The following is a 23,333-nucleotide window of genomic DNA, read 5'->3' as shown; positions in this document are numbered from 1 at the left end:
TTTTAGCGGTAGTTGGACAGGATGGCGCCGACTTCTTCCGGTGCTTCCTGTTCCCACTCTTTCACCATGATGTCGCCGATCTTCTGGAGCTCGGCCATCAGTTCATCAGACGGCTCGGAAACCGTGATGCCATTTTCAGCCAGGGTGGCAGTGTCCTCTGCCGCGGTCTTGCGAACGCCTTCCCAGCCTTTGGCCTCGGCAGCGGCGGCCGCATCCAGGATGACCTGCTGCTGCTCATCGCTCAGGCGACGGAAGGCGCGCTTGTTGACGACTACGACGTTCTTGGGAATCCAGGCCTTGATGTCGGTGTAGTGGGAAAGGTAATCCCAGGCCTGGCCGTTGGCACCCGTTGACGGCGAGGTGATCATGGCGTCGATGATGCCGGTGCTGAACGCCTGCGGGATCTCGGGTACCTGAACCGTTGTCGGGGTGGTGTTCATCAGGTCAGCCAGACGCGATGTAGAGGGGCTGTAAGCTCGCATCTTCAGGCCTTCCAGATCTTCCAGCGTGTTAATCGGGGCTTTGGTATACAGGCTCTGTGCGGGCCAGGGCACGGTATACAGCAGGGTCATGCCCTCCTTGTCCAGTTGCTTCTCGATCTGTGGCTTGGCGGCTTCCCAGAGTCGTTTGGCATCTTCGAAGCTGGTTGCCAGGAACGGAATATTGTCGTGTTTGAACACCGGATGGGTGTTACCCATGATGCCGATGAAGATTTCACCCAGTTGTACCTGGCCGGTTCTCACCGCCCGGGGGATCTCCGGGTGCTTTACCAGGGATGCACCGGAATGAACGGTGATGGTGATATCACCATCGGTGCCGTTTTTGATGTCCTCGGCAAAACCGTAGGCGATCTGGGTAGGCAGGTTGGCGTCGCCGTAGGGCGTTGGCATGTGCCATTGATCGGCCTGAACGGCTGAGGTAAGCAGCGCCCCGGTAACCAGGGTGGCTGTGGCGAGTTTTTTGAACATAACGAATCTCCCGTGTTTCTGTTTTTTATCGTTTAAAAGGAACTGGGGCTTCAGAGTACCGCCAGTTCTTCATTCAGCCGCTCGGTAAGCAGCATTTTTCCCGGTACGTGGGTTATTGCGAAAGGCAGGCGCGCGTTCTCGAGGGCCAGTTGCGGGGTAACCCCGCAGGCCCAGAACAGCGGAAGCTCGCCCGGCCTGATCGTTACCGGATCTCCAAAATCAGGCTGGTTAACGTCCCGGATGCCAATGAGGGCCGGATCGCCGATGTGAACCGGTGCACCGTGGGCCTTTGGCAGGCGGGTCGTGATCTGTATCGCGCGGATCGCATCCGCACCGTTGAACGGGCGCATGGAGACCACCATGTTGCCACTGAACCGGCCCGCGGGCCGGGTAGCTATGTTCGAGCGGAACATGGAAACGTTCCGTCCCTCGTCCACGTTCCGGACAGAGAGGCCGGCCCTGATCAGGGCATCTTCAAACGAGAACGAGCAACCCAGGACAAAGGTCACCAGGTCGTCCTGCCAGAGGCTCTTGAGGTCCGTGACTTTCTCCGCCCGCTCGCCATTCCGGAATACCTGGTATTCCGGTACATCGGTCCGGATATCCAGATCGTGTCCCAGGTCTGGGAGGCTGGGGTCACCGGGTTGAGACATGCCAATCAGGGGGCAGGCAACCGGGTTATTCTGACAGTATAGGAGAAAATCGCCGGCCCATTCGGACGGCAGGATGACCACGTTCCCCTGGAGCAGGCTGTTGGCCAGGCCACTTGTGGGCGCTGTGTGGGCGCCCGAACGAATGCGGGCGCGTACTTCTGAGGCCTGATCAAGCAGGTTGTTCTTGAAATCGGAATACGCACCGGTGTGCATGACGGTAACCCCTGATTGAAATTGTCTTTTACAACTAAATTTCAGGGTATACCGGCTGGTGAAAAAGTCTAATTATCGTTTTTTAGGTCTTGCGATAACTTTTCGTGATGTGTTGCCCGGTCGTATTCGTCGGAGACCATCACTCCAAGGTTTGCTGCCAGCTCCGCAATAGGGTTGAAGGGAGCGCCGGAATAAGAAGCTGTGAAGGCGAGTTCTGAGGGCGTCCACGAGGTGTTGAGCTGGACCAGCCGGCCACTTTCCAGTTCGTGCTTGATTACGCTTAGGGGAAGTGTGGAGATGCCAATGCCATCGAGGGTCAGCTGCCGGCAGGCTGCCAGCGAGCTTGACGAATAGAAGCGCGCTGGCAGGTCATCCAGCTCACTGAATTTCTGGCTGATTTCAGCAAAGGGTTTGGTGTTTCTGGCATAGGTAATGACGGGCCACTCGGCGAGCTCTTTGAGTTTCAAAAGCCTGTCTGGAAGATTCAGCTCCGGGCTGGCTACCCAAATCAGCGGGAAACTGCACAGCGCCCGATTCTCAATTTTCGGCTCGGATACGGGGCCCATCAAAAAGGCCAGATCCAGGCTCCGATCCAGCAAACCGGATCGGAGGTTGCCGGAGACATCCACCGTGATTTCCACATCCAGATTGGGGGCCGTTTCATGCAGTTCCCGGAAAAAACGCGGCAGCCAGGAGTGAACGATGGTTTCGGAAACGCCAAGTCGAAGAATGCCTGACAGCGAGGCCCCACGGTCTGCCCGCTTGCGCAGCTGCTGGGCCATAAAGACGATCTTCTCGGCGTAGGGCAGGAGTTCCTGGCCCTTGCTGGTCAGTTTGCTGTGGCCGGATTCGCGCTCGAACAGCCTGACTCCCAGCTCTTCTTCAAGAGCCGCGATACGGTTGGAAATGGCTGGCTGGGTGGTGTGCTGGTGCTCTGCAGCCTTGCGAAAGCTACCCAGCGTCGCAACCCAGATAAAGGTCTCCAGACGCTTGAAGTTCATTGATTCCCGGACCTCAGAGGGGCCTAAAGCGCCGCATAGCGCTCGTGAAGGATGCCAACCCGTTCAACATAGGCCTTTGTTTCGGCGTAGGGCGGCACGCCCTGGTAGCGGCTCACGGCACCGGGCCCTGCATTGTAGGCGGCAGTAGCCAGCCGGATGTCGCCTTTGAACCGGTCGAGCATCTTGGCCAGATAATGCACCCCGCCACGGATGTTCTCGGCCGCCGCCAACGCATTGCGCACACCCAGTTCTTCGGCCGTACCTGGCATTAGTTGCATCAGCCCTTGTGCGCCCACCGGGGACAGGGCCTTTTCGTTGAATGCGGATTCGGCGTGGATTACAGCGCGAACAAGCGCGGGATCAACCCCGAATTCCTGTGCAGCGGTCTGGATCTCGGAATCGAATGGCTTTGTGAACAGTGGCGTCTTGCGCCAGTCGACGCTGGATTCCGGGTCGCAGGCATAACAATGGAAGCGGATAACGTCGAACTCGGCACCGGCAGGCTGCACGCTGCTATAGGCCACCACACCGTTGTCATCGGTGTAGCGATAGACGGTATCGTTGCCCGTAGAGGCCCTGGGCTGACTGGCACTTTTAACGTTGGTGAACTCAACGGTGCCATCCGGATGCACAATACGCTTGATGCCGTCTGCCATGGCGGATGCGGACAGGGCAAGCACAAGCGCTGCGATGGATGGGATCAGAAATGATCTGCCGATGGTCATTACTCACTCGCGAAAGATGCCGTCAATGGCCGGCTTCAGGTATTCTCTAAAAACAGCCGTAGCCGGAATTATACGGGCTTACGGGGCGGAATAAAGCGCGCGCTCTGTCGTAAAAATGTTACGTTCTGCATTTAATGCCGGCCAGTTCTCATTCTATGAAGAGGTCCATCTAGAGCATCATGGTTAACCCGACCGACACAGGCAACCTCGTTCTGATCGGTATGCCCGGCAGTGGCAAGAGCACGGTGGGTGTTCTGCTGGCCAAGCGCCTGGGCCTCGGGTTTGTCGATACCGATGTGCTCATTCAGGAAGAAACTGGCCGCACCCTCCAGGCAATTGTAGACCAGGACGGCTACGAAGCCCTGCGGCGAATCGAAGAGCAGGTGCTTCTCAAGCTGGATGTCCGGCACAAGGTCATCAGCACGGGAGGCAGCGCCGTCTACAGTGCCCGCGCCATGGAACACCTCAAGACCAACGGTACCGTGGTGTTTCTTGATATCCCGCTCGAGTTGGTTATTGAAAGAATCGGCGATCACAGCATGCGGGGCATTTCCCGGCGGCCGGACCAGTCCCTGGAAGCCTTGTTTGAAGAACGGTTTGAATTGTATTCCCGGTATGCGGATCTGACGGTGAAGGGGGCAGGTTTGAATCAGGATCAGGTCTGCGAAGCGGTCGTCAATAGCTTGTTTTCAGATCAGCGGTGAGCCCCAGTATTAGGTTTCGTTAAGGTGCATCGAGCCAGATCTCGCTGCTACAGTCCAGATATGTGTTTGGAGGATTGAACAATGAAGAACTGGACTTACGTGCTTGCGATCACTTTTTTTGGAATCTTTTCAGGTGCCGCTCTGGCCGAAACGCCACCGGCGGATTCCTCGACGGATTCTTCCGTGGAGTCGCTTAAACAGGAAACCCGGGAGTTGGGCGAGGCGCTTCAGGACTATGGTTCTGACCAGAAAGAGCAGGCTGAGGATTCGATCAACAAAACATTGTCCGCCCTGGACAAACGGATCCAGGAGCTTGAGCAACAACTTTCCGAAAACTGGGACGATATGAGCGACACCGCTCGGGAGCGGGCCCAGAAGAGCCTGGAGTCTTTGCGGGAACAGCGGGCTCGTGTTCAAAGCTGGTACCAGGAGCTTAAAGAAAGTTCCGCGTCAGCGTGGGAACGTGCCCGCAAGGGATTTTCGGAGGCCTATGAAGCGCTTTCGGAGCAATGGAGTGACACCGAGAAAGAGCTGGATGAGGAATCAGAAAGGCGCTCTGACAGTATCTAGTCAGGCTCTTGTTCCGGCGTGAGATCGAGTTCCTCGTCGGTCAGGCTCCGATACTCGCCTTCAGAAAGGGTTTGGTCCAACTGGATCTTTCCCATGCATTCCCGATGCAGAGCAGTCACGCGATTACCTACGGCATGGAACATGCGCTTCACCTGATGGTAGCGGCCCTCGTAAATGGTCACTCGGGCTTCGCAGGGAGCCAGGAGATCCAGGTTCGCAGGTGAGGTGGTGAGTTGCTCGAACTCGAACCAGATTCCTTCCGCGAATCGATGAGGGGTCTCTGGAGAAATCGGATAGGCGGTGCCGACCCGGTAGACTTTCGGGATCTTGATTCGAGGCTCGGTGAGCTGGCGTGACCAGCGGCCATCATTGGTAAGAATCAACAGGCCAGTACTGGCGCGGTCGAGCCGTCCAGCAATGTGCAGGTTCTCGCGCAGTTCCGGCGCTATCAGCTCCATCACGGTCCGGTGGGTGTCGTCGAGCGTTGCGCTCAGAAAGCCTGCGGGTTTGTGGAGCATGAGGTAATGGCAGGCTCCAGCCTCTTGAATGATCTCGCCGTCCATCCGTACCCATGAAAATCGATCCACCTCGGCAGCAGGGTCTCGGCAGATTACGTCATTAACGGCCACCCGACCGGAAGCGATCAGGAAATTGGCGTGGCGACGACTGACGCCGTTTTGGTTGCTGAGAATTCGGGAAAGCTTCATGGTGTGAATCGGCTATGCTGAATATTAACCCCCGACAATAATACGAGGAAATGCCATGCCATTCTCTGTTGATCACCTTGCCGAACTCAATCTGCTGGGCCAGTTTCCCTCAACGTCTACTCAGGAGGGCCTTAAGGTGCATGCCCATTCGGCGGCCCCGGAAACGGTGAGAGCCGCTGAAAGCCTGCACGCCAAAGGTCTGATCAGCCAGAAAGATGGAGGCTACCTCACCCCGCTCGGAGCGGAAGCCGTAGACCTGACTCAGAAACTCCAGTCGATTCTCAGTAGTCCCTGAATCGGGGAGGAACCTGCCCACTTTGAGACCCGGTGTCTTCCCGCGTTAGGGTAAGGCCATGAGCAACTGGAAGAAATCGCCCGTTCTCTGGATGGGCGGCAGCATTGCCGGAGTCGGGCTGATTGTTGGTCTGCTCTATGCGTTCGGGGTTCATCAGCAGGTGGTTGACCTGTTGCGCTGGTTCGATACCCAGGGAGCCTGGGCGGCTTTGCTGTTTATCGGCATCATGGTGCTTGCCATGGTACTGCTGCTTCCGGGAGTGCTGCTTACCACCGGCGCCGGCTTTGTATTTGGTTTGCTTGAGGGCACGGCCTACGTGGTGGTGGGTACCACCCTGGGAGCTGCCATTGCCTTTCTGATCGCCCGGCATTTTCTGGGCGAACACGCCCACGTGTATATCCGCAATCGGGCGCGATTGTCTGTGGTGAGCAACGAAATGGCGCCCCATGGCTGGAAAATCGTGCTGCTCACCCGTCTGATTCCTTTCTTTCCGGGCAAACTGTCCAATTTCCTGTTCGGTCTCACCAATTTCTCGTTCGGCGGATTCGTTGCCGGGACTTTCCTGGGAGTTATTCCCTTTTCGCTCCATAACGTTTATCTGGGGTCGCTGGCGGCTGATCTGTCCACACTGGGCGTACGGGAGACTGGTCGTACACCGTTGGAGTGGACCATATACGGTGCCGGCTTCGTAGGCACCGTATTGGCGGTCGTGTTTCTTAATCGTCTGGCCCGCCGGGCATTGGCCCGTTACAAAGTCGAGACTGAGCCAACGGAACAGGAGGCAAATGAATGAGCTGGATGAAGTGGTTGCCCTGGCGCTATCTGGTGAAACGCATGGCCCATCGTCACGGCTTTCTTGATCCGATTGCGCTGCTGGGAAAACTGCACAGTTTTGCCCAACCTTCGGAAGTCGGCGAGCCCATTGAGCTGCTCAGAGCCGGCGTAGTTTTTCACGCGCGGGGTCTGATCAACAGCCGGGTTATCCAGCACAACCTCGATTGGGTCTGGCCCTACTGGGTGGAGCGTCAGTTTGATCCCCAGGACGTTTCCTTTATTCCCAGGGCGTTCTCCATCACCCACATTAATCTGAGCAACCGTAACTGGACGGCCATTGGCCAGCCGGATGTGGATGAACTGCCGGTTGTCGATCCCCGTGGGTTGCTGACGCCGTTCCATGACGGCTGGTCGCTCGATGCCTGGCTGCTTGCAGACGATGGCCGATGCCTGTTGCCTTCGCGCAGCAAAACGGCCAGCCAGCGCCAGGAGTTTTCGGATGGCCCCTGTGTGGTCACTGAGTCCGAACTGGACGGTCTGGCCCTGACCAGTCGTTCCCGTGTTGTGGTCGAAAATGGCCGGCCGGTTTGCGAGATGGTTGTGACGGCGCGGGCAGAGACCTCTGGCTCACTGGTGCTCGCCTTGCGACCGGCCAATCCTGAAGGGATCAGTTTTATCAACAAGGTCCGGCTGTCCGAGCAGAGAGACGCTTGGACCGTGGATGGCAAGCAGGCGGTGTTTTTCAGCCGTCCGGCAGAGCGGCACCATGTCTCCGACTACCGCCAGGGCGATGTCCGCATTCACCTTCAGGACACGGAGGACCAGAGTGAAGGCCAGTGCGATGTCGGTATGGTTACAGCCGCCGCCCTGTTTACGCTCAAGGCCGGCGAGGATTCAGAACTCACGGTGAGGGTGCCGCTGTCCGATGATTCTGCGCCCACCATCCGTTCTGATGCCTGGGGCAGATCCCTGGAAGGCCACACCAGGCTGGAGTGCCCCGATGAAACCTGGCAGTTTCTGTACGACGCAGCTCTTCATTCCCTGGTGCTGCATTCGCCGGAGGATGTATACCCCGGGCCATACACCTACAAGCGCTTCTGGTTTCGCGATGCTGCGTTCATCATCCACGCACTGCTCTGCGCCGGGCTTCCCGAACGGGCCGAACGGGCGCTGAGCCAGTTTCCGGCGCGGCAGCTGAAAAATGGCTATTTCCGTTCCCAGGAAGGGGAGTGGGATGCCAACGGTGAAGTGCTCTGGATTCTCCGGCGCTTCCATGAACTCACCGGCCGGCCGCTGCACCGTGAATGGCAGGAGCCCGTGCGTAAGGGCGCTCATTGGATCGAGAACAAACGCCTCGGTGAGGCCATTGATGAGCCTCACGCCGGTCTGCTGCCCGCAGGTTTCAGTGCCGAGCACCTGGGGCCCAATGATTATTACTACTGGGACGATTTCTGGGGAATCGCCGGCCTCAAGGCCGGCGAAGCATTGCTTGGCCCCTTTGACCGGCAAACCAGCGAGCATTTTGGCGCCGGGGCCCGGGAGTTCAGTCAGGCTGTTGATCGCAGTCTGGCAACCTGTGAGGAACGCCTGAAGCGACCGGGAATGCCGGCCTCGCCATACCGCCGCCTGGATGCCGGCGCCATTGGCTCTCTGGCGATCGGTTACCCAACCCAGTTGTGTGAGCCGGATGACCCCAGGTTGCTCGACTGTGTCGAGTTCCTGCTCGACAAATGCTTTGTGAAAGGGGCGTTCTATCAGGACATGATTCACTCGGGCCTTAACGCCTACCTGACCCTGCATGTGGCACAAGTACTCTTGCGCGCGGATGATCCACGGTTTCTCGATCTGGTGGATGCCGTTGCCAGACTGGCATCGCCCACCGGGCAGTGGCCCGAAGCGATCCATCCAGCGACCGGGGGCGGGTGCATGGGCGATGGTCACCATGTCTGGGCATCTGCCGAATGGGTGTTGATGGTTCGCAACTGCTTTGTTCGGGAGGAGGGCGACCGCCTGATTCTCTGTTCCGGTATTCCCCCGCGCTGGCTGGAGCAGGACAAACCAATCCGCTTTGGTCCGGCACCGACCAGCTTCGGAAGCATTTCCATCACTATTACGCCGCGGCCAGGTGAGGTGCATGAAGTAACCTGGGAGGGCAACTGGCACAAGGCAGAACCCGATATCGAGATCAGGCTTCCGGAGACTGACGGCTGACAATCTGTACTGGTCATGAAACCGGTTTTCTGTATCTGTTTTGTTTGCCTGCTAACTTATAAAGTAAGCTGACTGACAAATACATCGAATCCGGTTGGGGTCCATGCGTTCACTGTTCTACTCGTTTTTCGTGCCCGCGCTGTTTGTCTGGCTTTGGAGTACCGGTTTTATCGGCGCCAAGTATGGTCTGCCGTTTGCGGAGCCGTTTACGCTGCTGCTGATCCGCATGCTGTTGACACTGGTATTGCTGGCGGGGCTGGCCTGGATCATGAAAACCCGTTGGCCGGGCTGGCGCGGTGCCGGGCATCTTGCGGTCACCGGAATGCTGGTGCACGGCTGCTACCTGGGCGGGGTCTACTACGCGATCCAGGACGGTATGGCGTCCGGGATTGTTTCCCTGATTGTTGGCTTGCAGCCACTTGTAACCGCGGCTGCGGCAGTTGTCTTCCTTAAGGAATCTGTCACTGGTCGGCAGTGGGTCGGGTTGGCCCTGGGCCTTGTCGGTGTTGCCCTGGTGCTTCTGGAAAAATTTGGAGTCAACGGCTCAGACTCAATGTACTCACCCTGGAGCCTGCTCTGGGCCGTTTTTGCACTTGCCGGCATATCCATGGGCACCGTCTATCAGAAACGATACGGCACCAACGCGGATCTGGTGGCGGGCTCGCTGATTCAATTTTCGGCAGCGGCCGCCTTGTTTGCAGTAGGGGCTTTTGCCCTGGAAACCCGAGAGGTTGAGTGGACTCTGCAATTGCAGTTGTCCATGGCCTGGCTTGTCGTCGGCTTATCCATCGGCGCCGTGTTGCTACTGATGTGGCTGATCCGCCAGGGTGCGGCTTCCCAGGTCGCCAGCCTGTTTTATCTGGTGCCACCGGTTACTGCACTGGAGGCGTTCCTTCTGTTCGACGAGCGTCTGGGCGCGCTTGCCATGACGGGGGGCCTGATCGCCATTGTTGGTGTGGCGTTGGTGGTTACCCAGAAAAAACCGGCTTAAAAAACTGTTCCCAGGGGTAGTTAACACATGACGGAAGTGACCAAGGGCGTCTGGTATGGTTTGGGCGCCTATACCATCTGGGGCTGCTTTCCTCTTTTCTTTGCCCTGTTTGAAGGCGTGCCGGCGTTTGAAATCCTGATTCACCGGATAATCTGGTCCTGCGTGTTCCTGGCCCTTGTCATAAGTGGCTTGCGGCGGTGGCCTGCGGTTCGGGCGGCGTTGGCAAACCCGTCCCAGCTCTGGCGGGTGCTTGCCTGTGCGTTGCTCATTGCCGCCAACTGGGGCATCTACATCTATTCCGTTGAAACCCGCCATGTTCTCCAGGCCAGTCTTGGCTATTTCCTGACACCGCTGGTGAATGTTGCCCTCGGCATGATCGTGCTTCGTGAACGTATGGGGCCATGGCAGATGGCGGCTGTCGTCCTTGCTGGCGTCGGTATCCTGATCCAGTTGGTGATACTCGGTGAGCTGCCCTGGATTTCTCTGGCTCTGGCCATCAGTTTTGGCACCTACGGCCTGGTTCGAAAACAGGTGATGCTGGATGGTCTGTCCGGGCTGTTTGTTGAAACCATGTTGCTGCTCCCGGTCGGCCTGCTTACCTTTGGTTGGCTTGCCAGGGAGGGCATATCTCACTTTGGCGATAGCGCTTACCTTGGTGCCTTGCTGATGGCCAGCGGGATCGTGACTGCCATCCCGTTGCTCCTGTTTGCCGGTGCTGCCCGGCGCCTGCGGCTGGCGACTGTTGGCTTCCTGATGTACATCAACCCCACACTGCAGTTCTTTATTGCCCTGCTGGTTTTCGCTGAACCATTAAGTGACGCTCAGTTGATCAGTTTCGTGGTGATCTGGATCGCACTGGGACTGTATAGCTGGTCTTCCTGGCACTACCGGCCACGGGTGCCGGTCGGCCAGGATTAAATCTGCCACCCTTAGGACTGCATCACTCAGGAGAAGGTGGCGAGCAGATCATTGATGGCCCGGGCGAAGTTCACGGGTGAATCTTCCTGAAGAAAGTGTCCGCCCTTGAGGGTTACATGGGGCTGGTCTTTCGCGCCCGGAATCCTCTTCTGCATATACGCATCGCCGCCCCGGGTGATCGGGTCGCCGTTGCTGAAGGTGGTCAGAAACGGCTTTTCCCAACGTTCGAGCACTTTCCAGGCGTTGCGGTTGGCCTCACTGGCGGGGTCGTTCGGGTGCATTGGCACCAGCCGGGGGAAGGCCCGGGCGCCGGCTTTGTACTTTTTGCCAGGGAAGGGTGCGTCGTAGGCCCTCATTTCATCGGGCCCCAGCTTGCGAAAAGAGCCGGTGTTGATGATCCGTGCAATGGGAAACCAGGGACTGTGCAGGGCAAAATTCTTCCAGATCTTGAACGCCGGCGGGGTTTTCTGATCGCCGGTAGGCAGCATGCCGTTGCCGACCACAATAGCCCGGAATCGGTCAGGATTCTCCGCTGCCAGCCGCAGCCCCAGCAATGAGCCCCAATCCTGGCATACCAGAGTGATGTTGGTGAGTCCGAGCTGATCCAGGAACGACTGCATCCAGTCCATGTGCTGCTGGTAGGAATAGTCGTCGATGGCCGTGGGTTTGTCTGATTTGCCGAAACCGATCAGATCCGGGGCGATAACCCGGTGCCCGGCCGCCGCGCATATCGGAATCATATGGCGGTAGAGGTAGGACCATGACGGTTCACCGTGCATCATCAGAACGGGGTTTGCCTCGGAAGGCCCCTCATCCACGTAGTGCATTCGCAGACCGCCCACCTCCATATAGTGGGGCTCAAACGGATAGTCCAGCAGTCTTTCAAAGCGGCTTTCCGGGGTTCTGACAAAATCCATCGCGCTTGCCTTGTTGTTCATTATTGTGAGGGAATGGTTGCACAGAATTGTGCTGGAGCGAGGGGGCAGAGACAAGCGCAATGACCTATTGGTTGATTTGCAATTCCAGGGCAGGTGATGGGGAGCGTGGCAGGGACTTCTGGCTGGACCACCTGGCATCCGCCGGTATCCACAATCCCCAGTGCCGTGACTTTGAAGAGGCGGACTGGAGCGAGAATCTCGGCGCCAGGGACACGGTTATCGTCGCAGGCGGCGATGGCTCGGTAAACCGGGCCGCTGCCATCTGTCAGAACAAGGGCGCCACGCTGGCTATCCTGCCCTCAGGTACGGCCAACGACTTTTCCCGGAATCTCGGGCTTCCTCACCAGCCACAAGCCCTGTGCGAGCTGATTGCCAGGGGCATTACGCAAACGGTCGATGTTGCAGACTATGGTGATGGCATCTTTCTGAATGTCGCCCATGTTGGCATGGGGACTTTGCCTGCACGGGAGTCCCGGGGTACCGAGAAGAAAATCCTGGGGCGTTTCAGCTATGCTGTCGAATTGCTGCGTCGGTTGAACGCACAGCGAGGTTTCCGGGCAACGATTCAATGCGACCGGGGCGTCGTGAAAGGACGCTGGCTTTCCATTGCCGTCGCCAGTGGCGCTTTTTTCGGTGGCGGCAATGAGATTCCAGAGGCGTCGGCCAGCGATGGCCAGCTGGATATGATCGCTGTCCGTCCGCGCCCGATGCTTCAGCTTCTGTTTACGTTTCTGATGGTTCGCCTGAACAGGCAGGCTCCGCGGCGCACCAGCACTCTGGTCCATATCAAGAGCCAGCGCTGCCTGGTACACACCGGCAAACCAAAAACGGTGACGGCCGACGGTGATGTGGTCTCCCGAACCCCTCTCTACGTAGTGTGTAGGCATGGCAGCCTTCGTGTTATCGGTTCGAAGGTCGTCAGCACCGCCGCAAGCGGTGGCAACAACAACGTGATTCCCGGCACTGCCTGACGATGGTGGTGGGTTTCAGATACGTTTTGTCACTGACTTTTCCGGCAGGAAGCGTAATCATGGGCTTTGCTGGCATAATCAACCACAATGGCTGACATTAAATGCCAGAGTGTCGCTTTTGCAACCATATCCTTGGTTTGTGGCCTCTTAATTGCGGCCGCCTGACTCCCGTTCCAGCTGAATCGTCGAAAAGGACTAGAGAATGCCCACAGAAACTGCATCGGTCTCCTCGAAGATAATCAAAGGCATAAAAACCGGCATCATTGCGTTGACCCTGTCGGCCATCGGTCACCCGGCTTTTGCAGCCGAGCGTTTGTATATCTTCACTGAAAACTACCCTCCCTATAATGCTTCTGAAACCGGAAAGGGATTTGCCCATAACGAAGAGGACATTACCGGCATTTGCGCAGATATGGTGAAAGCAATGCTGGCCAGAGTCGACTATGACTATGTCATGAAAATGCGGGACTGGAGTTACGCCTATAACTGGGTTCAGGATCGGGAAAACCATGGTCTGTTTTGCACCGCGCGCACCGACGAGCGGGAAGATCAGTTTCAATGGGTAGGTCCTCTGGCATCGATCAAGTGGACGTTGTTTGCCGCGCCAGATTCCGATATCACCCTGGACTCCCTGGAAGACGCCAAAGACCTGAGAATCGCCGGGTACAAGGGCGATGTGATGTCTGAGTACCTGGTTGACCAGGGATTCAACGTGGTGATGGGAGTTTCAGGTGATGTGAACACTCGTCGCCTTACCCTGGGCCAGGCCGATCTGTGGGTGACTGATGGCCTGGTGGGCCCCCTGATGGCAGAAGAAGAGCACGGCATCACCGGGCTGCAGCCGGTGCTGGTATTCCGCGAGACGCCCATGTATCTGGCGTTCAGCAACAACACAGATCCGGCTGTGATCGAGGATCTCCAGCAGGCTCTGGATGAGGCTCGTGAGGCTGGAGAGATCGAAAGAATCGCTGCCAGCTACGAGTAAGCGCGCCGATGCAGAAAAGCGGATAAGTGGTATTCGCTATGCCTGAAAGCCGTGTGTGAGCAAAAAATGATCTACACTCCCGACTAGAGCGTTGCAAAATGGCAGGCTTCGTGATCGCCTGCCCGCTCATCGACCGAACGGGAGGATGGACTATGGAAGATCCGAAAACGGTTGTTAAGCGCGAGCCACGCAAAAGTCTGATAATTCTGTTTTTGTCAGCGATGTACAGCATCATTATCGGTATTGTGGTGCTGATAGGCCTGGGAAGCGGAGATACGCAGATGGCCGAGGGAGCAGGCTGGGTGATGATTGTTTGTGGTGTTGCCAGTCTCGTCTATTACTTCCTGGCGCGCAAGCAGACTCCTCCGCTCAAATAGCGCCCAACTCAGAACCAGAGCCCGATCTGCGGATCGGGCTCTTTACGTTCGATCAGCAGTCCCTTTTGTTCGAGCAGGCCGATGAGCTTCTCTGTGTCCTCAATATTCAGGAAACCGCCAATCGAGACCTCTGTATCCCGGTGGGTGAGGGACAGTCTGGCAGGTGTGAACGGGTGGGGTGGTGAATGCACTTGGAGCCGCGCATAGCGGGTCGGGAGGGTCCATTCGGCCTGCTTGCGCTTTCTGCCTTTCTCCAGATGAATGTCGTCGGTGTCGATGGACAGCACCTCCTGTCGCTGGCACTCGCGGGAGGTGAGGTAGATTCCACAGGCGAGGGCAATAAGCTCGAGCCCGGCAAACGGGATGATCACCCAGGCGCCCATAAGCGTGAAGCCTGTTGCTATGAGGGCTGAGAGGACAAACAGGGCTGCCCAGATCCTGACATTGCCATGCCAGCTGAGGGAGCGGTTGGGGGTCAGGACCAGCCGGAAACCATCCGGGTGTGGCAAGCGTTCCACCATGGAATCTGCCTCAGTAATCGCGCGCAGCTTAACTTGATGATAGTCAATTATACGGTGAGTGCGACTGAATCAGATCTGGCAGTTGGTTAAGGGGTCTGGGCACAGTATCGTCGCTCCGGGCGCCCGACACTACCATAGGTCACTTCAGCGGACAGCTCTTCGGTACCCACCAGGTATTCCAGATAACGCCGGGCGGTCGTTCGGGAGGCCCCGATGGCACCACCGACATCCTCGGCACTGAGGTGGCGGCCGCTTGCCATCACTGCCCGGATTTTGTCCAGAGTCAGGGCATCAATACCCTTGGGCAATCGCTGTTCTGTGCTCTGGGTGCTTTCGCTAGTGGTTCTTGGGAGCAGTGCATCCACCTCTTTCTGGGCAACATGGTGCAGTGATGACAAGCGCTCCATGTGTTCGCGGTAGCGGTTGACCGCCTCCTGCAAACGTTCGAAAACCAGAGGTTTCAGTATGTAGTCGAAAACACCGCCTCTCAAAGCGCTGCGCAGGGTTTCGACCTCTTTGGCGGCGGTTATCAGAATGACATCGCTGCCGCTGTCTTCAGCCCGCAGTTCGCGAAGCAGTTCGAGTCCATTGCCGTCGGGAAAGTAAACATCCAGCAGAATGAGGTCGGGTGTCAGTATCTCGATCTGGTCCCGGGCATCGGCAAGCGTATGGGCGATGCCGCAAAGTTCAACGTTTTCCAGCCGTTCAACGAAACGTCGCTGTATTTCGGCGATTTTCCGGTCATCCTCGACGATCAGCAGGCGAATGGTGTTCAATGTTCGAACCTCCGCTCGGGCTTTTTCGGTAAGTATAAGGTAAAGCGACTGCCGCCTTCCGGGATGTTATCGACCGTTACCGAGCCGCCCCAGTACCCCAGAAACTGTTGGACCAGATGCAGGCCATAGCCACGGGCTTCTCCTTCCTTGCTACTGACCCCTTTCTCGAAAATCCGTTGCCGCTCAGCCTCCGGAATACCGGGGCCCTGATCCTGCACCTCGAAAATCAGCTCCTGTCCGAGGTCGGTCATGGAAAGCTGCACTCGCCCACCCGCTCCTGTTTCAAGGCGTGTGGCATCCAGGGCATTGTCGATCAGATTGCCAAGCACGCTGACAAGCTGATCCCGGGGCAGGGCGGCGGGCAGGTCTGCCATCTGGCTGTCAGGATCAATGTCCAACCGTAGCCCCATCTCGCGGGCGCGATTGTATTTGCCGAGCAGGCAACCTGCGATAACCGGATCGGGCACGGCCTCCAATAACAGGTGAATTAACGCCTGGTGATCACTTACTTCACTGCCGATCAGGCTCAACGCTTCCTCGTTGGCGCCTATCTGGATGAGTCCGGCAATGGTGTGGAGTTTGTTCGAGTACTCGTGGGTCTGGCTGCGCAGGGTATCCGCGTATTGCTGGATACGGGTGAGCTGACGGCTTACCTGATCCAGTTCATTGCGCAACCGGAAGCTGGCAACCACACCAATGATTTCGTCGCCCTGTCGAACGGGTAGCCGATTGACCACCATCTGGCGCCCGCGCAGCCAGATCTCCCGGTCGAAATCCGGGTGACCGGATGACAGTACCGACATCAGACTGCTTTCTGGCAGAACCTCCAGAATGGGCCTGCCGGCAAGTGTTTTGTCGGTTGGCAGGTCCAGTGTTTCATAGGCGGCGCGGTTTGCTGTTGTGATTATGCCGTCCCGATTGACGGCAATGATCCCTTCCCGCACCGATTGCAGCGTTGCCTCCCGTTCCCGGAATAGCCGGGCGATTTCCTCCGGCTCCAGCCCGAAGATGGCCTGCTTGAACCGGCCGGCAATGACAATGGCCGACAGGATGGTGACCAGCAGCATCAGCCCTACCACGCCATAGAGCACAAAGTTGTAGCGCTGAATCGTGGCCTCTACCTGTCCAAGGCTGTAGCCAACCGACACGATGCCGACGATCTCCCCGGTTTCTGGAACGGTTATAGGAGCCTTGCCGCGCATGGATTCGCCGAGGCTGCCTCTGGCAAGGGCCACATAGGCGTTGCCTTCCACAAGGGCCTTGCGGCCAAAGTCGCCGTCATCATCACCCATTGAGTGGCCAATACGGTCCGGGTCCGGATGCGCCAGGCGTACGGCGTCGTGATCGCCAATCACAATGAACAAAGCCTCATTGGTCTTCGTCAGTCGCGTGGCGAGGCGGTTCAGACCATCCACATCGCGGGAGCGCACGCCATCAATGACGGCGGGGGTGGCGGCCACGGTCTTTGCGACCATAAGTGCCCGCTGGCCGATCTCATCGTACAGGGAATCGCTGAGGTAATAGCCGGCAAAGCCACCAATGAGCATGGTTTGCAGCGCGCCGAGCAGACCCAGCGTGAGGATCATTCGGGTTTTGAGTTTGGTTTTTCGAAACACGGATTGGTCATGGCTTGTTGTCGTTTGGTTTTCAGGGTACTGCATGATCGCCCGGGTTGCCCGTAATCAATATGAACAAAATGCCCGTTAAGCCCGTTAAAGGCGTTACGTGCACAAGCTTCCGGGTCTCGGGTTTCACCTATTAACCTGCCTGCAATCGCTCCTCTGGCCTGCCATAGCCAGGGACCCGGCCAACACGGTCCTGCCTCAGGAGTGATCACAAAAACAAGTTGATGAGGTGACAACCATGATTATCAAACGAACCCTGTCCTTTGTGGCGGCCGCGGCCGTCTCCATGTCTGCCATGGCCTGGCAGCCCTCCGGGAAAGTTGAATGTCTTGCCCCGGCTGACCCCGGCGGCGGTTGGGACTTTACCTGTCGCAGCGTCGGCAATGTTCTGCAGGACCTCGGCCTGGTTGATGGTAGCGTGCAGACAGTCAACATGGCGGGCGCCGGCGGTGGCGTGGCCTATGCCCACACCGTGAGCAAGCGGGCGGAGGACAACAAGCTGCTGGTGGCCGCTTCGACGGCAACCACCACCCGCCTGGCTCAAAAGCAGTTCCCGGGCATGAACGCGGATATGGTCACCTGGGTCGGGGCCCTGGGGGCCGATTACGGCATCATCGCCGTTGGCAAGGATTCCGAGTACCAGAACCTCAGCGAGTTGATGGCCGCAGTGAAAGCCAACCCGAAATCCGTGAAATTCGCCGGTGGCAGCGCCCGTGGCGGCTGGGATCATCTCAAGGTGCTGATTGCGGCCAAGGCGGCCGGCGCCGACAAGCTCCCCTCCATTCCCTACCTTTCCTACAACAACGGTGGTGAAGCCATGAGCCAGGTTGTTGGTGGGCAGGTGGATGCTTTCACCGGAGATATTTCCGAAGCCACCGGCTTTCTTGAATCGGGTGACCTGAGAGTCGTCGCGGTGCTCGCCGAGGAGCGTTTGCCCGGCAAGTTCAGCCACCTCCCAACCGCAAAGGAGCAGGGTATTGATGCGGTTGGCCCGAACTGGCGTGGCTTTTACATGCCCAAAGGCGCCAGCGAGGAAGCCAAGTCCTATTGGGTGGAGGCCGTCGATACGCTGTATGCCAGTGACGAGTGGAAAAAGGTCATGAAGAGCAACGGCCTGATCCCGTTTCATCCGCCGGCAAGCCAGTTCGATGAGTTCGTGCGCAACCAGGTGCAGGACATCGAAAACCTTTCACGGGAAATAGGGTTACTGAAATGACCAGCTTCGGCGATCGCATTCTCGGCCTGGGCCTTCTGGTCCTCGCCGTTGCCTATGGCTGGGCAGCCCAACAGTGGCCCGAGCCTTTCGGTGGCGCCGAGACCGTGGGTCCGGAGACCTTTCCTACAATGCTGGCAGTCGTACTGGTGGCAGGCAGTCTTTACCTGATGATCAAACCGGATCCAGATGCCCAGTGGCCTGTTGGCAAGTCCGCCGTTGAGCTTTTGATCTCGTTGGTGGTTCTTGTTGTCTATACGCTGCTGCTGGAACCCCTTGGCTTTGTCATCGCCACTACCCTGGCTGTGGGTACACTCAGTTGGCGCATGGGGGCAGCGCCAAGGCCGGCGTTTCTCACCGGTCTGTTGAGCGCCGTCGTGGTCTTCGTGCTGTTTAACTATGGCCTGTCTCTGAGTCTGCCGGCCGGCTTGCTGGAGGTGCACTGATGGAAACTCTAGGCTTCCTGATGGACGGTTTTGCGGTGGCCCTGACTCCGTATAACCTGATGTTTGCTCTGTTCGGCGCTTTCGTGGGCACGTTGATCGGGTGTCTGCCCGGTCTGGGGCCTGCCAATGGTGTCGCCATTCTTATTCCCTTGGCCTTTACCCTTGGCTTGCCTCCTGAAACCGCGATGATCCTGCTGACAGCTGTCTATGCTGGCGCCATGTACGGTGGGCGGATTTCCTCGATTCTGCTGAACATTCCGGGTGACGAGCCGGCGATGATGACCTGCCTGGATGGCTACCCCATGGCCCAGAAGGGGCGGGCAGCGGATGCACTGGCAGTCTCGGCGATCGCATCCTTCGCCGGCGGTCTGATTGGCACCATTGGTCTGATCATGCTGGCCCCGGTGCTGGCGAAGTTTGCCCTTACCTTTGGACCGGCCGAATACTTTGCCCTATTTCTGCTGGCGTTTGCCACTCTGGGCGGAATCACCGGCAAGAATCCCATGAAGACCGTGGTCGCGGCGACACTGGGGATCATGATCTCCACTGTCGGCATCGACATCTCAACCGGAACCCAGCGCTATACCTTTGGTGTTCTGGAGCTGTATGAGGGTATCGATTTCATCCTGGCCATTGTCGGGCTGTTTGCCATCTCCGAGCTGCTGTTTTTCGTGGAATCCCGGATGGGGCGTGGCCGCGACAAGATGAACGTGGGCAAGCTGACTCTGACCATGAAAGAGTTGATGATGACGATCCCGACCCAGCTGCGTGGTGGTGTGCTTGGTTTTATCTCCGGTGTTTTGCCTGGGGCCGGTGCTTCATTGGGCAGCTTCATAAGCTATACCCTCGAAAAGCAGGTGGTCGGTAAGAAAGGCAAGTTTGGTGAGGGCGACATCCGGGGTGTTGTGGCGCCGGAAGCGGGCAACAACGGTGCATCTTCGGGGGCCCTGGTGCCTATGCTGACCCTGGGGGTTCCAGGTAGTGGCACCACCGCGGTTCTGCTTGCCATGCTGATCTCCTTGAACATCACGCCGGGACCGCTGATGTTTACCCAGAACGCGGACATCGTCTGGGGCGTCATCGCAGCCCTGTTGATCGGTAACGTCCTGCTGCTGGTGTTGAATATTCCGCTGGTGGGCTTCTTCGTGAAGCTGCTGTCGGTGCCACCGATGTATCTGCTGCCCATCGTTACGATGGTGGCGTTCGTTGGCATCTATTCGATCAGCCACAGCACTTTCGATCTGTACTTCATGGTGGCGTTCGGTGTCGCCGGCTACTTCCTGCGCAAGCTGGAAATTCCCCTGGTGCCGATCATCCTGGGCCTGCTCTTGGGGCCGGAGATGGAAAAGAACCTTGGCCATGCCCTGGTGCTCTCCGATGGCGACTGGAGCGTGCTCTGGGCAAGCCCGCTTGCAATGGGGCTCTGGATCGTTGCAGGCCTGGGACTGATTCTTCCCTACCTGGTAGGCCCCCTTTTGCGTCGGCGAATGAACGCCGCTATGAAAGAGAGCCCGGTCAGCGATTGATTACTCCCACCTGACGATCTGCAGTCAGTCTTTGCGCCGGGCCTGTCCCGGTGCTTTTTTGTGTGTCATAAAGAAAGTCGGGAATACGACTCAAAAGGTGACAGACCTGCTTTGACCGTCTTTGGTAGGATGGGCATAGAGAATTCCGAGGGAAAGACTGTTATGAGGGTGATGTTGCTGGGCGCTACCGGCCTGACTGGTGGCAAAGTGCTACAGGGTTTGCTGGGCAGGGATGAAGTTTCGCAGGTGGTGGCGCTGGTGAGGCACAAGCTGCCGACGCTGCACGACAAACTCGCACAGCATGAAGTCGATTTCGATCGGTTGGAAGAGCATGCCGAACTGTTCGATGTGGATGTGATTATCTGCTGCCTGGGCACAACCATCAAAAAGGCCGGCTCACAGGATCAGTTTCGGAAGGTTGATCTGGGCTACCCCCTGAAAGCTGGGGAGCTGGGCCGCTCTCATGAGGTGCGGGCTTTTATCCTGATGTCTGCCATCGGTGCCTCATCCTCGTCGACCATTTTCTATAACCGGGTGAAGGGCGAGCTTGAAGATGCCCTGAGAAATCTCGGTTACCCCTACCTGTCCATCTATCACCCCAGTCTGTTGTTGGGCGACCGGAAAGAACAGCGCACCGCCGAGGCCCTGGGCATCAAGGCGATGCCTCTGGTCAACCGTCTGCTTATTGGTCCCCTGGATAAGTACCGCGGCATTGAGGCGCAAACAGTGGCCAGTGCCATGGTCAATGAGGTCTGCCGTTTGGCGGCGGAACCCACCGCCGAGCAAGTGGTCCAGACGCGCGAATACGATGAGATCGTCCAACTGGCAGACTGAGCCAGCTATTTGCCGTTCAGAATGCCGACCACCAGACGGCCGGCAAGGCCAATGAGAATGGCCCCAAAGATACGCTCGAACCACACAGCTTTCTGTCTGAGCAGGGTCAGCCATTTCGGGTTGGAGAACAGCCAGGCAACGATCAGGTACCAACTGGTATCAATGACAAGAGCCGTTGCGGCGTAGCCGAATTTGGCCAGCAAGCTGGTTTCAGTGCCGACCACCTGGCTGAACAGGGCCAGAAAGAACACGGCGATTTTCGGGTTGAAGAACGCGATCAGAAAACCGTCGCGGGCTGCACTTTTGGTGGTGGGCGGCTCGGGCAGTTCGTCATCCGACTGCCGCTTTGCCATCAGTCCCTTCACGCCCAGCCAGGCCAGGTACAGGGCGCCGCCCCACTGCAGGATTGAAAACGCCGTTGGCGAGGCGGTGATGATGGCGGCGAGCCCGAGGATGCTCAGAAAGGCATAGATGCCGACACCGATACCATGGGCAAGGGCGGTGATCACACCGTTGCGGCGACCGCCGGTAAGCGTCTGCTTGAGCACCAGTGCCAGAGACGGGCCTGGTGACATGGCGCCCAGAATACAGATAGTGACAACAGCCAACCAGGTGGCAAGCGTCATGGTGGATCCGTCCTTTGCAAATGAAACAGGCCGCCAATTCTAGCAGCCTGATCATTGTCAAAAACCTGGAAACTGCAATCAGTTCAATGCTCAATCACCCGCCAGAATCCAGCGGGCGGCCTTTTCAGCAATCATCAGGGTTGGGGAATTGGTATTGCCGCTGGTGATGGTGGGCATCACGCCAGCATCCACCACACGCAGTCCGGAAACGCCCCGAACCCTAAGGTGCGGGTCCACCACCGCCTGGTCATCATCGGCACGCCCCATGCGGGTGGTGCCCACCGGATGAAAGATCGTCGTGCCAATATCCCCGGCCAGCTTGGTCAGTTCGTCGTCGGTCTGGTACTCCAGACCGGGTTTGAATTCCTCCGGCTGGTACTGCTGAAACGCCGGCTGGTTTGCTATAAGCCGGGTCACCCTCAATGAATCTGCGGCCACTTTCCTGTCTTCCGGCGTGCTCAGGTAATTGGGAACGATGGCCGGTGCCTGTTTAGGATCGTTACTGCGGATACGCACCGTGCCACGGCTGGTGGGGTTCAGGTTGCAGACGCTGGCGGTGATGGCCGGGAACTTGTGCAGTGGTTGGCCGAAGGCATCCAGGCTCAGGGGTTGAACGTGGTATTCAATGTTGGCGTGTTTGTACTCCTCGGAGCTGCGGGTGAACAGGCAAAGCTGTGACGGTGCCATGCTCATGGGTCCGGAGCGTGTGAGGAGGTACTCCAGACCTATACGGGCCTTGCCAATCAGCGAATTGGCCATGGTATTCAGAGTGGTGACACCCTTCACCTTGTACACGGAGCGGATCTGCAGATGGTCCTGAAGGTTCTCACCCACACCGGGTAGATCGGCAACCACGTCAATGCCGTGCTCTTTCAGAAGATCGGCGGGACCGATTCCGGAGAGCTGCAACAGTTGCGGTGAGCCAATGGCGCCGGCAGAGAGAATGACTTCCCGCTTCGCCCTCGCCGTGACTTTGCCTTCACCGGGCCGTTCAACGCGCACACCCGTGCATCGGGGGCCGGTTTCAGAGATTTCCGTTTCCAGACCGAGCACGTGAGTGGAGTGCCAGAGCGTCAGGTTGGGGCGTTTTTCTGCTTCCCGCAGAAAGGCTTTGGAGGTGTTCCAGCGCCAGCCGGAGCGCTGGTTCACCTCGAAGTAATCCACGCCCTCGTTGTCGCCGCGATTGAAATCCCGCGTTCGCGGAATACCCGCCTCAACACAGGCCGTTGCGAAGTCTTCCAGAACCTTCCATTTCAGCCGCTGGTGCTCTACCCGCCATTCACCGCCGTGGCCGTGGTATTTGTGGTGCTCCGGGTCGGCATCGCCGCCATCATCAAGGCGGTAATGATCCTCGTGGCGCATGAAGTCTGGGAGGCAGTTGTCCCAGCTCCAGTCGCTTTCACCGGTGATGTCGGACCACTGGTCATAATCCCGGGCCTGGCCACGGATGTAGAGCATACCGTTAATGCTGGAGCAGCCGCCGAGGGTCTTGCCCCGGGGATAAATCAGGGAACGGCCATTCAGGCCGGGGTCCGGCTCGGTGCGGAAGCGCCAGTCGGTGCGTGGGTTGTCTATGCAATACAGGTAGCCGACCGGGACGTGTATCCAGTGGTAGTTGTCCCTCCCTCCTGCCTCAATAAGCAGTACCCGGTTGTCGGGGTTTTTGCTCAGGCGATTGGCGAGCAGGCAGCCGGCAGTGCCGGCGCCTACCACGATGTAGTCGAATTCCTGCTGTCCCGTCGCGTTTTTGTTGTCGGACATGGCG

Annotated in this window: 25 protein-coding genes; 14 read left to right on the top strand and 11 right to left on the bottom strand. The window is 57.9% G+C overall.

Features of this window, described 5'->3' with window-relative positions:
• Window positions 1-2 precede the first annotated feature (2 nt).
• The 4 genes from A8B84_RS04360 to A8B84_RS04345 all read right to left on the bottom strand — a co-directional run bounded on the left by A8B84_RS04360 (window position 3) and on the right by A8B84_RS04345 (window position 3,560).
• Entirely contained in the window at window positions 3-968 is a 966-nt protein-coding gene (locus tag A8B84_RS04360; RefSeq protein ID WP_064228196.1) for a TRAP transporter substrate-binding protein, read from the bottom strand.
• A gap of 50 nt (window positions 969-1,018) precedes the next feature.
• Window positions 1,019-1,834 (bottom strand): putative hydro-lyase, encoded by an 816-nt coding sequence (locus A8B84_RS04355; RefSeq protein ID WP_064228197.1) that lies wholly within the window; start codon window positions 1,832-1,834, stop codon window positions 1,019-1,021.
• A gap of 68 nt (window positions 1,835-1,902) precedes the next feature.
• A complete protein-coding gene (locus A8B84_RS04350) occupies window positions 1,903-2,835 on the bottom strand; it encodes a LysR family transcriptional regulator (RefSeq protein WP_064228198.1) in 933 nt (310 codons plus the stop codon).
• Window positions 2,836-2,858: 23 nt separating this feature from the next.
• Entirely contained in the window at window positions 2,859-3,560 is a 702-nt protein-coding gene (locus A8B84_RS04345) for a lytic transglycosylase domain-containing protein (RefSeq protein WP_064228199.1), read from the bottom strand.
• Window positions 3,561-3,739: 179 nt separating this feature from the next.
• Between A8B84_RS04345 and A8B84_RS04340 the strand changes: the two genes are divergently transcribed.
• On the top strand, window positions 3,740-4,264 hold the full coding sequence (locus A8B84_RS04340) for a shikimate kinase (protein WP_064228200.1): 525 nt from the start codon (window positions 3,740-3,742) through the stop codon (window positions 4,262-4,264).
• Between the two features lie 81 nt (window positions 4,265-4,345).
• On the top strand, window positions 4,346-4,834 hold the full coding sequence (locus A8B84_RS04335; RefSeq protein WP_064228201.1) for a hypothetical protein: 489 nt from the start codon (window positions 4,346-4,348) through the stop codon (window positions 4,832-4,834).
• Here the strand turns inward: A8B84_RS04335 and A8B84_RS04330 are convergent.
• Complete coding sequence (locus tag A8B84_RS04330; RefSeq protein WP_064228202.1) at window positions 4,831-5,541, bottom strand: pseudouridine synthase; 711 nt, start codon at window positions 5,539-5,541, stop codon at window positions 4,831-4,833. The genes A8B84_RS04335 and A8B84_RS04330 overlap by 4 nt on opposite strands.
• A gap of 55 nt (window positions 5,542-5,596) precedes the next feature.
• Here A8B84_RS04330 and A8B84_RS04325 point away from each other — a divergent pair, with 55 nt between their 5' ends.
• The 5 genes from A8B84_RS04325 to rarD all read left to right on the top strand — a co-directional run bounded on the left by A8B84_RS04325 (window position 5,597) and on the right by rarD (window position 10,730).
• Entirely contained in the window at window positions 5,597-5,836 is a 240-nt protein-coding gene (locus tag A8B84_RS04325) for a TIGR02647 family protein (protein ID WP_064228203.1), read from the top strand.
• 58 nt (window positions 5,837-5,894) lie between these two features.
• A complete protein-coding gene (locus A8B84_RS04320; protein WP_064228204.1) occupies window positions 5,895-6,629 on the top strand; it encodes a TVP38/TMEM64 family protein in 735 nt (244 codons plus the stop codon).
• Window positions 6,626-8,821 (top strand): hypothetical protein, encoded by a 2,196-nt coding sequence (locus tag A8B84_RS04315; RefSeq protein WP_064228205.1) that lies wholly within the window; start codon window positions 6,626-6,628, stop codon window positions 8,819-8,821. The genes A8B84_RS04320 and A8B84_RS04315 overlap by 4 nt, the downstream gene beginning before the upstream one ends.
• Window positions 8,822-8,924: 103 nt before the next feature.
• Window positions 8,925-9,812 (top strand): DMT family transporter, encoded by an 888-nt coding sequence (locus tag A8B84_RS04310; protein ID WP_064228206.1) that lies wholly within the window; start codon window positions 8,925-8,927, stop codon window positions 9,810-9,812.
• 27 nt (window positions 9,813-9,839) lie between these two features.
• Window positions 9,840-10,730 (top strand): EamA family transporter RarD, encoded by an 891-nt coding sequence (rarD, locus tag A8B84_RS04305; RefSeq protein WP_064228207.1) that lies wholly within the window; start codon window positions 9,840-9,842, stop codon window positions 10,728-10,730.
• A 26-nt stretch (window positions 10,731-10,756) separates the two neighbouring features.
• Here the strand turns inward: rarD and A8B84_RS04300 are convergent, their stop codons facing one another.
• On the bottom strand, window positions 10,757-11,647 hold the full coding sequence (locus A8B84_RS04300) for a haloalkane dehalogenase (RefSeq protein WP_064228208.1): 891 nt from the start codon (window positions 11,645-11,647) through the stop codon (window positions 10,757-10,759).
• 80 nt (window positions 11,648-11,727) lie between these two features.
• Between A8B84_RS04300 and A8B84_RS04295 the strand changes: the two genes are divergently transcribed.
• The 3 genes from A8B84_RS04295 (at window position 11,728) to A8B84_RS04285 (ending at window position 14,001) form a co-directional block, all read left to right on the top strand.
• The gene (locus A8B84_RS04295; RefSeq protein WP_064228209.1) at window positions 11,728-12,639 is read left to right on the top strand and encodes a diacylglycerol/lipid kinase family protein; all 912 of its coding nucleotides are present in this window, start codon (window positions 11,728-11,730) and stop codon (window positions 12,637-12,639) included.
• Window positions 12,640-12,841: 202 nt separating this feature from the next.
• Window positions 12,842-13,624: a substrate-binding periplasmic protein gene (locus A8B84_RS04290; RefSeq protein WP_064228210.1), complete on the top strand. Its 783-nt coding sequence runs from the start codon at window positions 12,842-12,844 to the stop codon at window positions 13,622-13,624.
• Window positions 13,625-13,776: 152 nt separating this feature from the next.
• The gene (locus A8B84_RS04285) at window positions 13,777-14,001 is read left to right on the top strand and encodes a hypothetical protein (protein WP_227512721.1); all 225 of its coding nucleotides are present in this window, start codon (window positions 13,777-13,779) and stop codon (window positions 13,999-14,001) included.
• An 8-nt stretch (window positions 14,002-14,009) separates the two neighbouring features.
• Here A8B84_RS04285 and A8B84_RS04280 read toward each other — a convergent pair whose 3' ends face one another.
• The 3 genes from A8B84_RS04280 to A8B84_RS04270 form a co-directional block, all read right to left on the bottom strand.
• Window positions 14,010-14,522, bottom strand: coding sequence for a DUF2244 domain-containing protein (locus A8B84_RS04280; protein ID WP_064228212.1), 513 nt, complete (start codon window positions 14,520-14,522; stop codon window positions 14,010-14,012).
• An 86-nt stretch (window positions 14,523-14,608) separates the two neighbouring features.
• Window positions 14,609-15,298 (bottom strand): response regulator, encoded by a 690-nt coding sequence (locus A8B84_RS04275; protein ID WP_064228213.1) that lies wholly within the window; start codon window positions 15,296-15,298, stop codon window positions 14,609-14,611.
• Entirely contained in the window at window positions 15,295-16,959 is a 1,665-nt protein-coding gene (locus A8B84_RS04270) for a sensor histidine kinase (RefSeq protein WP_064228214.1), read from the bottom strand. The genes A8B84_RS04275 and A8B84_RS04270 overlap by 4 nt, the downstream gene beginning before the upstream one ends.
• Window positions 16,960-17,161: 202 nt before the next feature.
• Here A8B84_RS04270 and A8B84_RS04265 point away from each other — a divergent pair, with 202 nt between their 5' ends.
• The 4 genes from A8B84_RS04265 (at window position 17,162) to A8B84_RS04250 (ending at window position 20,942) form a co-directional block, all read left to right on the top strand.
• Window positions 17,162-18,139, top strand: coding sequence for a Bug family tripartite tricarboxylate transporter substrate binding protein (locus tag A8B84_RS04265; protein WP_064228215.1), 978 nt, complete (start codon window positions 17,162-17,164; stop codon window positions 18,137-18,139).
• Window positions 18,136-18,582 (top strand): tripartite tricarboxylate transporter TctB family protein, encoded by a 447-nt coding sequence (locus A8B84_RS04260; protein ID WP_064228216.1) that lies wholly within the window; start codon window positions 18,136-18,138, stop codon window positions 18,580-18,582. Before A8B84_RS04265 ends, A8B84_RS04260 begins: the two co-directional genes overlap by 4 nt.
• Window positions 18,582-20,108, top strand: a complete 1,527-nt coding sequence (locus tag A8B84_RS04255) for a tripartite tricarboxylate transporter permease (RefSeq protein ID WP_064228217.1) — start codon at window positions 18,582-18,584, stop codon at window positions 20,106-20,108. Before A8B84_RS04260 ends, A8B84_RS04255 begins: the two co-directional genes overlap by 1 nt.
• A 162-nt stretch (window positions 20,109-20,270) precedes the next feature.
• On the top strand, window positions 20,271-20,942 hold the full coding sequence (locus tag A8B84_RS04250; protein WP_064228218.1) for an NAD(P)H-binding protein: 672 nt from the start codon (window positions 20,271-20,273) through the stop codon (window positions 20,940-20,942).
• 5 nt (window positions 20,943-20,947) lie between these two features.
• Here the strand turns inward: A8B84_RS04250 and A8B84_RS04245 are convergent, their stop codons facing one another.
• Entirely contained in the window at window positions 20,948-21,568 is a 621-nt protein-coding gene (locus A8B84_RS04245) for a LysE family translocator (RefSeq protein WP_064228219.1), read from the bottom strand.
• A 90-nt stretch (window positions 21,569-21,658) separates the two neighbouring features.
• Window positions 21,659-23,329 carry a GMC family oxidoreductase gene (locus tag A8B84_RS04240; protein WP_064228220.1) on the bottom strand — a complete coding sequence of 557 codons (1,671 nt, stop codon included), beginning with the start codon at window positions 23,327-23,329 and terminating at the stop codon, window positions 21,659-21,661.
• Between the last annotated feature and the right edge of the window lie 4 nt (window positions 23,330-23,333).

It is taken from the genome of Marinobacter sp. EhC06 (assembly GCF_001650915.1).
Taxonomy (GTDB): domain Bacteria; phylum Pseudomonadota; class Gammaproteobacteria; order Pseudomonadales; family Oleiphilaceae; genus Marinobacter.
This window is presented reverse-complemented; position numbering and strand designations above follow the sequence as displayed.